The 13,343-nt window shown below is 68.2% G+C and carries 13 protein-coding genes; 8 read left to right on the top strand and 5 right to left on the bottom strand.

The genetic code is table 11. The features are described from left to right. Window positions 1–52 precede the first annotated feature (52 nt). Entirely contained in the window at window positions 53–280 is a 228-nt protein-coding gene (locus BKN51_RS27445; protein WP_007033850.1) for a hypothetical protein, read from the top strand. Between the two features lie 141 nt (window positions 281–421). Here BKN51_RS27445 and BKN51_RS27440 read toward each other — a convergent pair whose 3' ends face one another. From BKN51_RS27440 to BKN51_RS27430, 3 genes are all read right to left on the bottom strand, one after another. Further along, window positions 422–1,975, bottom strand: a complete 1,554-nt coding sequence (locus BKN51_RS27440; RefSeq protein WP_101610376.1) for a PucR family transcriptional regulator — start codon at window positions 1,973–1,975, stop codon at window positions 422–424. Between the two features lie 138 nt (window positions 1,976–2,113). Beyond that, window positions 2,114–2,551: a VOC family protein gene (locus BKN51_RS27435; RefSeq protein WP_101610375.1), complete on the bottom strand. Its 438-nt coding sequence runs from the start codon at window positions 2,549–2,551 to the stop codon at window positions 2,114–2,116. Beyond that, window positions 2,548–2,907, bottom strand: coding sequence for a PadR family transcriptional regulator (locus BKN51_RS27430; RefSeq protein ID WP_101610374.1), 360 nt, complete (start codon window positions 2,905–2,907; stop codon window positions 2,548–2,550). Before BKN51_RS27430 ends, BKN51_RS27435 begins: the two co-directional genes overlap by 4 nt. 58 nt (window positions 2,908–2,965) lie before the next feature. On the opposite strand from BKN51_RS27430, the gene BKN51_RS27425 reads away from it, so the two are divergent. From BKN51_RS27425 to metX, 3 genes are all read left to right on the top strand, one after another. Then, window positions 2,966–3,364, top strand: coding sequence for a VOC family protein (locus BKN51_RS27425; protein ID WP_101610373.1), 399 nt, complete (start codon window positions 2,966–2,968; stop codon window positions 3,362–3,364). Between the two features lie 78 nt (window positions 3,365–3,442). Continuing rightward, a complete protein-coding gene (locus tag BKN51_RS27420) occupies window positions 3,443–4,744 on the top strand; it encodes a bifunctional o-acetylhomoserine/o-acetylserine sulfhydrylase (protein ID WP_101610372.1) in 1,302 nt (433 codons plus the stop codon). Continuing rightward, entirely contained in the window at window positions 4,741–5,862 is a 1,122-nt protein-coding gene (gene metX, locus BKN51_RS27415; RefSeq protein ID WP_101610371.1) for a homoserine O-acetyltransferase MetX, read from the top strand. The genes BKN51_RS27420 and metX overlap by 4 nt, the downstream gene beginning before the upstream one ends. 435 nt (window positions 5,863–6,297) lie before the next feature. On the opposite strand, the gene BKN51_RS27410 is transcribed toward metX, so the two are convergent. Both BKN51_RS27410 and BKN51_RS27405 read right to left on the bottom strand, forming a co-directional pair. Beyond that, window positions 6,298–6,795, bottom strand: a complete 498-nt coding sequence (locus tag BKN51_RS27410) for a hypothetical protein (protein WP_101610370.1) — start codon at window positions 6,793–6,795, stop codon at window positions 6,298–6,300. A gap of 57 nt (window positions 6,796–6,852) precedes the next feature. Next, window positions 6,853–7,443, bottom strand: a complete 591-nt coding sequence (locus BKN51_RS27405; protein ID WP_167406015.1) for an SACE_7040 family transcriptional regulator — start codon at window positions 7,441–7,443, stop codon at window positions 6,853–6,855. Window positions 7,444–7,594: 151 nt separating this feature from the next. Here BKN51_RS27405 and BKN51_RS27400 point away from each other — a divergent pair, with 151 nt between their 5' ends. The 4 genes from BKN51_RS27400 (at window position 7,595) to BKN51_RS27385 (ending at window position 13,317) form a co-directional block, all read left to right on the top strand. Then, entirely contained in the window at window positions 7,595–8,404 is an 810-nt protein-coding gene (locus BKN51_RS27400) for an SGNH/GDSL hydrolase family protein (RefSeq protein WP_101610369.1), read from the top strand. A 160-nt stretch (window positions 8,405–8,564) separates the two neighbouring features. Then, window positions 8,565–10,178 carry a carboxyl transferase domain-containing protein gene (locus BKN51_RS27395; RefSeq protein WP_101610368.1) on the top strand — a complete coding sequence of 538 codons (1,614 nt, stop codon included), beginning with the start codon at window positions 8,565–8,567 and terminating at the stop codon, window positions 10,176–10,178. A 2-nt stretch (window positions 10,179–10,180) separates the two neighbouring features. After that, entirely contained in the window at window positions 10,181–12,166 is a 1,986-nt protein-coding gene (locus BKN51_RS27390; protein WP_101610367.1) for an acetyl-CoA carboxylase biotin carboxylase subunit, read from the top strand. After that, complete coding sequence (locus tag BKN51_RS27385) at window positions 12,163–13,317, top strand: acyl-CoA dehydrogenase family protein (protein ID WP_101610366.1); 1,155 nt, start codon at window positions 12,163–12,165, stop codon at window positions 13,315–13,317. Before BKN51_RS27390 ends, BKN51_RS27385 begins: the two co-directional genes overlap by 4 nt. The last annotated feature ends 26 nt before the right edge of the window (window positions 13,318–13,343 follow it).

The raw sequence follows: 13,343 nt of genomic DNA, 5'->3' as shown, positions 1-13,343 counted from the left end.
ATCGAGTCAAGATGTTGATCTTACTGGCCGGTAAGCTGCCATTCTGTTGCGCATGACAAATCAGGACTGGCGGCGGGAGCGGCGTGTCCGCACCGTCGACACCGAAGGCAATCCGGCTGATGTCATCGTGGGTCTGGTCGAAACTCCCGGGCATGGCTACGAAGCCGCCCTGCGGGTCGACGGTGGCCCCGGTGTGCTTCTGCCGCTTTACCCCGGTGCGGATCTGCTCGCCGCGGTGCGGCAGACCATTGAGGACGGATATCGCGCCAGCGCGCACTAGCCGTCCGGATGTCAGGAAAGGGTCTTTCAAGACGACAGCGCTGATCAAAGCGCGTCCTGAAAGACCCTTTCATGACGTCTGCTCAAGATTTTGTCGCACTACAAAGTGTTCGTTAGTGAACATTCTTTAGTCGAATGCCGATCAGCTCCAGCGCAGGGAAACGAGCTGCGTGATCAACGCCAGCCGGACGTCGGGATCGTCGAGATCCAACGGGACGAGGTCGAGCAGCCGCCGCAGGCGATACCGCAGAGTGTTCGGATGGATTCGAAGTTCCTTCGCGGCCGCGCGCGGGTCGCCGGGATGCCTGAGCCACTGGTAGAGCGTGTCGACGTAGCCGCTCTCGTGGGCTTCGTCGTGCGCGCGCAACAAGCCGAGCGGGCCCAGTTCGGCGACCTTTGCCGTGCTGGCCGCGGTCGCTCCCCGGTGCAGCGAAAGCTCCTTCCACGCCTCGTCGAAGACCACGACGCGACCGGGTACGAGCTTCGCGCGCAGCAGGCCCAACGCCTCGTCGGCTTGGACGCGGGACGTCGCGAGTTCGCCGATTTCGCAGGCGGACCCCGCGGCCGCCCGCGGTGTCCCGCCCTTCCTCGACGCGGGCAGGGCTTCCAGCGCGGCCCGGAGTTCGCCCCAGCCGTCACCGTCCGGGACGACGGCGTAGAGCACGCCGCCGAGTTCGGTGGCCACCGGCCGCCTGCCGACGCCCTGCGAGATCCGTTCGAGGAGGGCGAGCCGCAGCCCCTCGTCGTCGCGGCCGTCGCCGCCGGAAACCTCGATGACGACGACGCGATGCGGCTCCTCGGACAGGTCGAGTTCCGCGATCGCCTTGCGCGGGCTGGCCTTCCCTTCGAGCACGGCGCGCAGGAGCTCGGCCGAGACCCGGCGCTGGGAATCGGTGTGCGCGCGACGGCGCAGCAGATGCAGGGCGACGACGGGCGCCGCGTCGGCGAAGGCGGCCGCGCGTTCGTCGGAGACCGGGCCCGCGACGACCGCCCACATCGACCCCAGCAGTTCGCCGCCCATCCGGATCGGCACGATGAGCCGGGGCAGCGTGCCGTCGCGTTGCGCGGGCACGAAGATCGTTTGCCGCCCACGGGAAAGCTCGCGGAACACCCCTCGTGACCGGAATCGCGCGAGCACGTCGTCGGGGATGCGGCGGCCCATGATCGTGGACACGCGCGCCGAGTCGGTCAGATCCTGCCTCGCCGAGTAGGCGAGCACCCGCGAGTTGGTGTCCTCGATGGTCACGGGCGCGTCGACCACCGAAGCGACGGCGTCCGCGAGCCGGAAGAGGTCACCGGACCCGGGTCCGCCACCGTCCTCCAGGGCGTCGGACTCGTCGGCCAGCGCGTCGAGGACGGTCCTGAGCAGCCAGACGAGCTGGGCCCACGATGTCGCCGGGCGCACTTCGATCAACGCGATGTCCGCCGTTTTCGCAGCCCGCTTGACCGAAGGTTTCGCCGCGAGCGGCGGTTTCAGCAGGACGGCGGCGGCGCCTTTGGCCGCGCTGTGCTTGACGAGTTCCGCGGCTTCGGACGTTTCGGTGATCGCGACGCCGAGGACGAGGTCCCCCGCGGCGAGGGTGTTGCCGGGCTCGGCGATGACGACGTCGCCGACGGCGGGGGACTCGTCGGGGACCTGAAGAGCGTGCAGCAGTGTCGGCCCGACCCGGTCGACGACACTGCGTACGGAAACCATGCCTTATTTTGCGCCCGCTGACGAAAACACGCCGAAGGGGCCGTCTCGAAGATCACTCACGCCGAGCGCCGAGGGTGCCCCTTCATCGCGCTGACGCGCTGCCCGAGGAGACGTCCGCCGGTCACCTGTCGCACCTACTCAGACCTCGGGTGGGGTCCTGGCGTCGATGTCCTCGGGAGTGAACCGCTCCCGTTTGGTCGTCAGCGCCCAGCGATGCCCGTCGGGATCGACGATCCGGCCGTAGCGTTCGCCGAAGAACATTTCCTCGACCGGCGCCTCCACCCGGGCACCCGCGAACACCGCGCGCCGGACGAGGTCGTCGGGATCGTCGGTCTCCAAGGTCAGCAGCATCGGCGTGCCGCCGAGGGTCGACGGCGCGAGGGCGTCCAGCGCCGGGATCTCCTGGCTCACCAGCAGCCGCGCGTCACCGACGGCGAGTTCCACGAACAGCACGACCCCGTCCGGCAGCACGTTGCGGAACAGTTCCACGGCGCCGAACACCTTGCCGTAGAAAGAGATCGACGTGTCGACGTGCTTGACGAACAGATGCGGCACCAGGCCGAGCGCCCGGCTCACGCCGACTCCGCGCGCTTCAGCAGTCCAGCCTGGCCCGCCACCGCGACGAGCCTGCTAAGAAACTCCGCCTCCCGGGCGGCGACTTCCCGGCCTGCGCGGGTCAGCCGGTAGTAGCGGCGGCGCGAGTCGTGCGGCTGGTCCTCGCTCGCGTCCGGAGCCTCCTCGACCAGGCCGTCGGCGACGAGCCGGGCCAGGGTCCGGTACAGCGTGCCGGGCCCGAGCTGGGCGGTTCCGCCGCTCAACTCGTCGACGAAACCCATGATCGCGTAGCCGTGCGCGCGGCCGCCTTTGCCGTTCGCGAGTGCCAGCAGGGTCTGGAACGCCGCGGGGGTGAGCTGCGGGTTGCCGTCGGCCATCCGGGAAGCATACACTCCGATATCGTTATATCCATGATGGATACAAAGGGAGCCGGGCATGCCGATTCAAGGTGTCCACAAGATCGTCGTCGGGGTACGGGATCAGGAACGGGCGAAGAAGTTCTGGTCCGAGGTCGTCGGCTTCGAGATCACCACCGACGTGCCGTACGACGACAAAGGAAACCGATGGGTCGAGGTCACTTCCCCCGATCGTGTGACGGCACTGGTCCTGAGCACCGCCCCGGAGGACCTCGAACGCTTCGCGGTGCGGGATGAACTCCCGACGGCCAACTTCTTCTTTTATGCCGACGACATCGAAAAGACCTGCGAGGAGCTCATGGCGAAGGGCGTCGAGTTCCCGGCGCGTCCGGAGAAGCAGCCCTGGGGCTGGTGGGCGATGTTCACCGATTCGGAGGGCAACAGGTTCGCTCTTCAGGAGCGGAATCCCACCTCCTGAGAGTGGTTGGGTGCTCCGTTCGGCGGAGCTAGCTTCGGTGACCACAGCCGAAACCCTTGAACCGCTAGGAGAATCGCGATGAGCGCGGACGGATGGTCGTTCGAGACCAAGCAGATCCACGCGGGCGCGGCGCCGGACACCGCCACCGGCGCGCGGGCGACCCCGATCTACCAGACCACCTCGTACGTGTTCCGTGACAGCCAGCACGGCGCCGATCTCTTCAGTCTCGCCGAGCCCGGCAACATCTACACGCGGATCAACAACCCCACGCAGGACGTCCTGGAGCAGCGGCTCGCCGCGCTCGAGGGCGGTGTCGCGGCGCTGGCGTTCGCCTCCGGGACCGCGGCGACGACGGCGGCCATCCTCAACCTCGCGAACGCGGGCGACCACTTCGTCTCCAGCCCGTCGCTCTACGGCGGTACCTACAACCTCTTCCACTACACGCTGCCGAAGCTGGGCATCGAGGTTTCGTTCGTCGAGGACCAGGACGACATCGAGCAGTGGAAGGCGGCGGTCCGGCCCAACACCAAGCTGTTCTTCGCCGAGACGCTGGCCAACCCCGGCAGCAACGTCCTCGACATCCGGAAGGTCGCCGACGCCGCGCACGACGCCGGTGTCCCGCTGGTCGTGGACAACACCGTGCCGACCCCGTACCTCGTCCGCCCGATCGAACACGGCGCCGACATCGTGGTCCACTCGGCGACCAAGTACCTCGGCGGTCACGGCACCACGGTCGCCGGTGTGCTGGTCGACGGCGGCACCTTCGACTTCGGCAAGGACCCGGCGCGGTTCCCCGGTTTCAACGAGGCCGACCCGAGCTACCACGGTCTCAAGTACTGGGAGGCGCTTGGCCCCGGCGCGTACGCCGCCAAGGCGCGCGTCCAGATCCTGCGCGACACCGGTGCCGCGATCGCGCCGCTGAACAGTTTCCTGATCCTGCAAGGGATCGAGACGCTGTCGCTGCGGCTGGAGCGGCACGTCTCCAACGCGCAGGCGCTGGCCGAATGGCTGGAACAGCGCGACGAGGTCGAAAAGGTGTACTACGCGGGCCTGCCGTCGAGCCCGTTCCACGAGGCCGCGAAGAAGTACCTGCCGAAGGGCGCCGGCGCGGTGCTTTCGTTCGACCTGCGGGGCGGTGTCGACGCCGGACGGGCCTTTGTGGACGGTACGGAACTGCACAGCCAGCTGGTCAACATCGGCGACGTGCGCAGCCTGATCGTGCACCCGGCCTCGACGACGCACAGCCAGCTCACGCCCGAGGAGCAGGTCTCCAGCGGGGTGACGCCGGGCCTCGTGCGGCTCGCCGTCGGCCTGGAAGGGATCGAAGACCTCAAGGCCGACCTCGAGGCCGGATTCCGGGCGGCCAAGGCGGCTCTGTGACCCAGGCTCCGGATCTCCCTCCCGCCACCGGTGCGTGGCGGGAGGGGGATCCACCCGGTCGCCGCCGGTTCGTCACCGGCGTCCATACGCTCGAAACCGGGCCGGAAATCCCGTTCACCCTCGCCTACGAGACTTGGGGGACGCTGAATTCCGGCGCCTCCAACGCGATCCTGGTCGAGCACGCGCTCACCGGGGACAGTCACGCCGTCGGCCCGGCGGAGGACGGCCACATCAGCCCGGGCTGGTGGGACGGCTTGATCGGTCCCGGCAAGGCCGTCGACACGGACGCCTTCTTCGTCGTGGTCCCGAACGTGCTCGGCGGCTGCCAGGGCTCGACCGGCCCGTCTTCGCCGCATCCGGACGGAAGTCCTTGGGGCAGCAGGTTTCCCGCCGTGACCGTCCGGGACCAGGTGGCCGCCGAGGCCGTCCTCGCCGACGCGCTGGGCATCGGCCGGTGGGCCGCGGTGCTCGGCGGTTCCATGGGCGGGATGCGCGCGCTGGAATGGGCGGTGAGCGAGCCGGACAGGGTCGCGTCACTGCTCGTCCTCGCGTCGACGGCGCGGGCTTCGGCGGACCAGATCGCCTGGGCCGCGCCGCAACTGCACGCCATCCGGTCCGATCCGGGCTGGCACGGCGGCGACTACCACGACGTCCCCGGTGGCGGCCCCCACGCGGGCCTCGGCATCGCCCGCCGGATCGCGCACGTCACCTATCGCAGCGAAGGTGAACTGTCGCAACGGTTCGGCCGCCGCTATCAGGACGACGAGGACCCGTTGCGCGGCGGCCGGTTCGCCGTCGAGTCCTATTTGGATCATCACGCGGGGAAACTGTCCCGCCGGTTCGACGCCGGCAGCTACGTCGTGCTCACCGAATCGATGAACACCCACGACGTCGGCCGTGGGCGGGGCGGCGTCGAGAACGCGCTCGGCCGGATCACCGCGCGCACGGTCGCCGCGGGGGTGGACAGCGACCGGCTTTACCCGCTGTACCAGTCGCAGGCGATCGCGGACGGTGTCGCCGGGGCGGAGTTCGCCGTCATCGGCTCGCCTTACGGGCACGACTCGTTCCTGATCGAAACCGAGCAGATCGCCCGGCTGGTGAAGCTGCTTCTCGGCTAGGCACCTGGGTCACGAAGCTCATCTATTGAGGGGTGAGTCAACGGTGGCGTGTTCGTGGGCGAGGCTGGCGGTGGGATGAAGGTGTCCTTTGCCTCGTCCGGTGCCGAGTGGCCGTGTCGCGAAAGCCACTTTCGGGACATCAGACGTCGCGAAAGTGGCTTTCGCGACGTCCCGGGAGGCTGATGTGGCGCTCACGACCAACCCGACCCACACGGCCTGAACCTTCAGCCCCGGCCAGGAACAGGGCCACCCAGCACAACACCTGCCCCACGCCCGACGCCGAAAACGGCACGAGCACGCCACGTTTGCCCTTCTCCTCAATAGAACCCACATCGCCACTCACGCCCCCGTCGCAAAGCGCGCATATAGGCATCAATCAGATATTTGGTCGCTTCAAAGTGTCCCGAGTGGACAGTCAACCGACCTGGCCGACGTCTAGTCCGCCACGGCGTCGGAGATCCAGGGTGCCACCGGCAGATCCCGGTCCAGGCATTCCGCCGACAGCCGGATCGTCCAGCGCAGCGCCTGCAGCACCAGGCTGTCGACCTCGTCCGGCGCGGCGTTGGCGAGCGCGATCTCGACCTGTTCCTGCGCGGCCTCGCTGTTGCCGTGCACCTCGGCCAGCAGAGTGCGCACGGCGGTCCGCACGGGAGGATCCGCCTGATCGATCGAGACCTCTTCACCGTCCTCGTCGAACACCTGCACCTTGACCGGCGCACTTCCTCCATCACCCAGTGTCGACACCATGGCGCTGCATTCGCCGAAGAGCATCATCACGAGCTCTTTGGTCTCTTCGGACCGGGCTTGCGGCTCGACGGCAGTCGGCGCGAGCTCGTCGAGCGCCTCGGCGTCCTCCCCGAGGCTGATCGCCACGAGCGCACGCTGCGCCTTTTCGACGAGCCTCCGCTCGTACTCGCTCCTGTCCGGCTCCACGTGCCTATCAAACACCAGAGGACGGAAAAGTGGGGATAGACCGAAACCCGGACGTGGTCACTTCGCGGCGTGCAGTGCACCCAGCGCGAGACGACAGAGCATTTCGGCCAGTTCGCTGTCACCGAGATGGCGGTTGTACGGCGTCGAGTTGATCAACCCGAAGACCGCGTGCGCCGCCGAGCGCGCCTGGCGCTCGCCGATCCCGGGGACGGCGTCGCTGATCGCGCGCACCCAGACCTCGACGTACTGACGCTGCATGGCGCGGACCTGTTTGCGGTCACTGTCGGTGAGATTGGCGAGATTCCGCTCCTGGACGGTGATCAACGCGGGATGCGCGAGCGCGAAGTCCACGTGAAAATTCACCAGTGCTTCGAGAACCTCACCCGGCTCGTCCCGCTGGCTCGCCCTGGCCGTCCCACCGTCGAGGAGGTAGCGGCTGATCGAGTTCAGCATCTCGCCGAGAATGGCGTCCTTGCTGCGGAAATGCCGGTACAGGGCCGGGCCGGAGATGCCGACCGCGGCGCCGATGTCATCGATGCCGACACCGTGGAAACCGTGGTGGGCGAAGAGTTCGGCGGCGGCGGCCATGATCTGTTCGCGCCTGTTCGCCTTCTCGCCGTTCACGAGTGGGGTGGGGTTCGCCGGCATCTGGCCATATTAAGGCCGTGTGTTAGCGAGCGCTAACACGCGGCCGTACTTCCAGCCTGGGCCAAGCGGGTTACCTGGGGAAATGACCCTTTTGTGTCGAGCTACCACCTGGTAATGCTGTGTCTCGTTAACTTGTCACGAAGGAGTGACCATGGCCGTCCCTGCTCGGATCAAAGCGCTTTCCTTCACTCGATCGGTTGCGGCCCTGGGGGTCGCTGTCCTTGCCACGTTCGGGCTCGCCGGTACCGCTCAAGCGGCGACCAACTACGTGGCGCTCGGTGACTCGTACTCGTCCGGCGTCGGTGCCGGCAGTTACGGGAACTCGGGCGACTGCATGCGCAGTGCCAACTCCTACCCCCAGCTGTGGGCCAACGCCCACGCCGGGACCTCGTTCAAGTTCGTCGCGTGCTCGGGGGCGCGCACCGGCGACGTGCTGAGCCAGGCCGCGAACGTCACCTCCAGCACCACGCTGGTCACGGTGTCGGTCGGCGGCAACGACGCCGGGTTCGCCGACGTCATGACCACCTGCACCACCGGCAGCGACCAGACCTGCATCAACCGGGTCAACACCGCGAAGAACTACGTCAACAACACGCTGCCGGGGCTGTTGAACAACGTCTACAGCACGATCAAGTCGAAGGCGCCCGGCGCGAAGCTGGTCGTCCTCGGGTACCCGCGCTTCTACACGGTGCCGGGTTCGTGCTCGGTGGGGCTGAGCGACACCAAGCGCTCCGCGATCAACTCGGGCTCCGACGCGCTGGCGTCGGTGCTCTCGGCCCGTGCCTCCGCGCACGGTGCGAAGTTCGTCGACGTGCGGGGTGCCTTCACCGGGCACAACATCTGCTCGTCGGCCAACGACTACCTGCACAGCCTCACCTGGCCGATCGTGAACTCGTACCACCCGACGGCCACCGGCCAGCGCGGTGGCTACTACAACCCGCTGGTCTCCGCGATCGGCTGACGTTTTGCGCGTGAAGGCCCCCTTCCCTCGGCTGGTCATCTAAAACCAGGGCCGCGGGAAGGGGCCTTCACGCGCATACGGGGTGCGGTGGACAAGTGAGGTTAGTGGCCGTTAACCTACGAGGGCGAGTTAACGACGGCTAACTTGGCGACGAGGAGCCATGGACACACCCGTACTGAGCACTTCCGCCGACCCCGGCAGCGACGAATACGCCCGCAGCGTCACCTCCCACGCCGAACTGGTCGAGGACCTGCACAAGCGTCTCGACGCGGCCCGGCTCGGAGGCCCGGAGAAGTCCCGCACCCGGCACGTCGAACGGGGGAAACTCCTGCCGCGCGACCGGGTCGACACCCTCCTCGACCCGGGGTCGCCGTTCCTGGAACTGTCCCCGCTGGCCGCCACCGGACTGTACGACGACGAGGCGCCGTCGGCCGGGATCATCACCGGGATCGGGCGGGTCTCGGGCCGCGAATGCGTGATCGTCGCCAACGACGCCACGGTCAAGGGCGGCACCTACTACCCGATGACCGTCAAGAAGCACCTGCGCGCCCAAGAGGTCGCGCTGCACAACAACCTGCCGTGCGTCTACCTGGTGGACTCCGGCGGTGCGTTCCTGCCGAGGCAGGACGAGGTCTTCCCGGATCGTGAACACTTCGGCCGGATCTTCTTCAACCAGGCGACCATGTCCGCGCGCGGGATCCCGCAGATCGCGGCGGTGCTCGGCTCGTGCACCGCGGGTGGCGCATACGTCCCGGCGATGAGCGACGAAGCGGTCATCGTGCGGAACCAGGGCACGATCTTCCTCGGCGGCCCGCCGCTGGTGAAGGCCGCGACCGGCGAGGTCGTCACGGCCGAGGAACTCGGCGGCGGCGACGTCCACTCGCGTCAGTCCGGTGTCACCGACCATCTGGCCGAGGACGACGCGGACGCCCTGCGCATCGTTCGCTCGATCGTGTCTACTTTGAGGCCGCGCGCGCCGCGCCCGTGGGACGTCCTCCCGACCGAGGCCCCGGTCGCCGACCCGAACGAGCTGTACGGCGTCGTCCCGACCGACCCGCGCGTGCCCTACGACGTCCGCGAGGTCATCGCGCGGATCGTCGACGGCAGCCGGTTCGGCGAGTTCAAGAAGGAGTACGGCTCGACGCTGGTCACCGGGTTCGCCCGGATCCACGGCCACCCCGTCGGCATCATCGCGAACAACGGCGTGCTGTTCGCCGAGTCCGCGATGAAGGGCGCGCACTTCATCGAGCTGTGCGACAAACGCTCGATCCCGCTGCTGTTCCTGCAGAACATCACCGGTTTCATGGTCGGCAAGGCCTACGAGGCCGGCGGCATCGCCAAGCACGGCGCGAAGATGGTCACCGCGGTGGCCTGCGCCCGCGTGCCGAAGCTGACCGTCGTCATCGGCGGCTCGTTCGGTGCGGGCAACTATTCGATGTGCGGCCGCGCGTACTCGCCCCGGTTCCTGTGGATGTGGCCGAACGCGCGGATCTCGGTGATGGGCGGTGAGCAGGCGGCGTCGGTGCTTTCGACCGTCCGCCGTGACGCCATCGAGTCCCGCGGCGGCGAATGGTCCACGGAGGACGAAGAGGCCTTCAAGGACCCGATCCGCGAGCAGTACGAGGCGCAGGGCAGCCCCTACTACTCGACGGCGCGGCTGTGGGACGACGGCGTGATCGACCCGGCGGACACCCGCACGGTGCTCGGCCTCGCGCTGTCCGCGACGGCCAACGCACCACTTTCCGATGTCAACTACGGCGTTTTCCGGATGTGAGCATGTTCGACACGGTTCTGGTCGCCAACCGCGGGGAGATCGCCGTCCGCGTGATCCGTTCGCTGCGGGGTCTCGGCATCCGTTCGGTCGCGGTGTACAGCGACGCCGACGCCGATGCCAAGCACGTCCGCGAGGCGCACACCGCGGTCCGCATCGGCCCGGCCGAAGCGGCGAAAAGCTATCTGTCCATCCCGGCGATCGTCCAGGCGGCGCTCGACACGGGAGCGCAGGCGGTGCACCCCGGCTACGGTTTCCTCGCGGAGAACGCGGAATTCGCCCGTGCCTGCGCGAAAGCCGGGCTGGTCTTCATCGGCCCGCCGGTCGAGGCCATCGACGCCATGGGCGACAAGATCCGCGCCAAGGCGACGGTGTCCAAGGCGGGCGTCCCGGTCGTGCCCGGTGCGTCCGATGTGGACATTCCCGAGGGCGGTTTCGCCGCCGCCGCGGAGAAGGTCGGCTACCCCCTGCTGATCAAGCCGTCCGCCGGTGGTGGCGGCAAGGGCATGCGGCTGGTGAACGCGACGTCCGAACTGGACGCCGCCGTGGAATCCGCCCGCCGTGAGGCCAAGGGTTCCTTCGGTGACGACACCCTGCTGATCGAGCGGTTCGTCACCACGCCGCGCCACATCGAGATCCAGGTGCTCGCCGACACCCACGGCAACGTGATCCACCTCGGCGAGCGCGAGTGCAGCCTGCAGCGGCGGCACCAGAAGATCATCGAAGAAGCCCCGTCGGTCCTGCTGGACGAGGCGACGCGCGCGAAGATGGGCGCGTCCGCTGTCGAGGCCGCCCGATCTGTCGGCTACGTCGGCGCGGGAACGGTCGAGTTCATCGTGTCGGCCAAGGCACCCGACGAGTTCTTCTTCATGGAGATGAACACGCGGCTGCAGGTCGAGCATCCGGTGACCGAGCTGGTGACCGGGCTCGATCTCGTCGAGTGGCAGGTCAAGATCGCCGCGGGCGACGTGCTCACCGTGTCGCAGGACGACGTCCGGCTGGACGGCCACGCCATCGAAGCCCGCGTCTACGCAGAGGATCCCGCTCGAGGTTTCATTCCCACCGGCGGGACCGTGCTCGCGGTCCACGAACCGTCCGGTGAGGGCGTGCGCGTCGACTCGTGGATGAGCGAGGGCGCGGTCATCGGCTCGAACTACGACCCGATGCTGGCCAAGGTCATCGCCTGGGGACCGGACCGCGCGGCCGCGCTGCACCGGCTCGATCTGGCGCTCGCCGACACCGCACTGCTCGGCCTCGGTACGAACGTCGCGTTCCTGCGCGGGCTCCTCGCCGACGGCGACGTCCGCGACGGCAAGCTCGACACCGGCCTCGTCGACCGGCAACTGTCCACTTTGGTCTCCGAAGAGGTGCCGCCGGAGTTCTTCGTGGCCGCCGCGCTCGACAGGCTGCTTTCCTTGCAGCCGCAGGGATCGGTCATCGATCCCTGGGACGTTCCCGACGGCTGGCGGCTCGGCGCGTCCGGCGGGATCGACTTCACTTTGAAGTCGGGAAGTTCCGAAGCCGTCGTCCGGGTGCAGGGCACCCCGGCGAACGCGCTCGTCAGCGTCGACGGCGCCGAGGCCGTGCGGGTCTCCGCGCGGCGCGAGGGCGACCTGCTGGAAGTCCGGCACCCCACCGGTTTCCACCGCTACCGGCACGCCGCCGGCCGCGGGAAGACCGTCTGGCTCGCGCGGGACGGCCACAGCTTCGCGATCGGTGAGCGGGAAAGGCTGCGGGCGGCCGCCGGTGCCGCGGGCGGCGCCGGACCGGTCACCAGCCCGATGCCCGGCACCGTGCTCGTGGTCAAGGTCGCCGCGGGCGACGTCGTGAGCGCGGGAACGCCGCTCGTGGTCGTCGAGGCGATGAAGATGGAGCACACGATCACCGCGCCGATCGACGGCGTGGTCAGCGAACTCCCCGTCCGGGCGGGCCAACAGGTCGCGCTGGACGAAACGGTAGCCGTTGTGACACCCCAAAAGGATGGCCAATGATCGACTTTCGGCTGGATGACGAGTACGAGGCGCTGCGCAAGACGGTCGAGGAATTCGCGCGCTCCGAGGTCGCCCCGGTCATCGGCGACCTGTACGAACGGGAGGAGTTCCCGTACGAGATCGTCGCGAAGATGGCCGAGATGGGCCTGTTCGGGCTGCCCTTCCCCGAGGAGTACGGCGGCATGGGCGGCGACTACTTCGCGCTGTGCCTGACGCTGGAAGAACTGGCGCGCGTCGACTCGTCGGTCGCGATCACCGTCGAGGCCGGGGTCTCGCTGGGCGCCATGCCGATCTACCGGTTCGGCACCCGGGAACAGAAGGAAAAGTGGCTCCCGGAGTTGTGCGCCGGCACCGCGCTCGGCGCTTTCGGGCTCACCGAACCCGGTGGCGGCTCGGACGCGGGCGCCACCCGCACGCGCGCGAAACTCGACGGCGACACCTGGGTGATCAACGGCAGCAAGTCGTTCATCACCAACTCCGGCACCGACATCACGAAACTGGTCACGGTCACCGCCGTCACCGACGTGAAGGAGAACGGGCGCAAGGAGATCTCGGCGATCATCGTCCCGTCCGGCACCCCGGGCTTCGCGGTGGCGCCGAAGTACTCCAAGGTCGGCTGGAACTGCTCGGACACCCACGAGCTCTCGTTCGACGACGTCCGCGTCCCGGCCGAGAACCTCGTCGGCGAACGCGGCCGCGGATACGCCCAGTTCCTGTCCATTTTGGACGAAGGCCGGGTCGCGATCGCCGCGCTGAGCGTCGGGCTCGCGCAGGGCTGTGTCGACGAATGCCTGAAGTACGTCAAGGAGCGCGAGGCGTTCGGGCACAAGATCGGCGAGTACCAGGCGATCCAGTTCAAGGTCGCCGACATGGAGGTGCGCACGCACACCGCGCGGCTGGCGTACTACGCGGCGGCGTCGAAGATGCTGCGCGGTGAGCCGTTCAAGAAGGAGGCGTCGATCGCGAAGCTCGTCGCGTCGAACGCCGCCATGGACAACGCGCGCGAGGCGACGCAGATCTTCGGCGGGTACGGCTTCATGAACGAGTTCCCGGTGAGCAGGTTCTACCGGGACGCGAAGATCCTGGAGATCGGTGAAGGGACCTCGGAGGTGCAGCGGATGCTGATCGCGCGGCACCTCGGCGTCGCCTGACGATCCCTGACACCAGCCACGCGCGT

It is taken from the genome of Amycolatopsis sp. BJA-103 (assembly GCF_002849735.1).
GTDB lineage: Bacteria > Actinomycetota > Actinomycetes > Mycobacteriales > Pseudonocardiaceae > Amycolatopsis.
The sequence above is the reverse complement of the archived record's forward strand: the minus strand, read 5'-3'. Positions and strand labels throughout refer to the sequence as shown.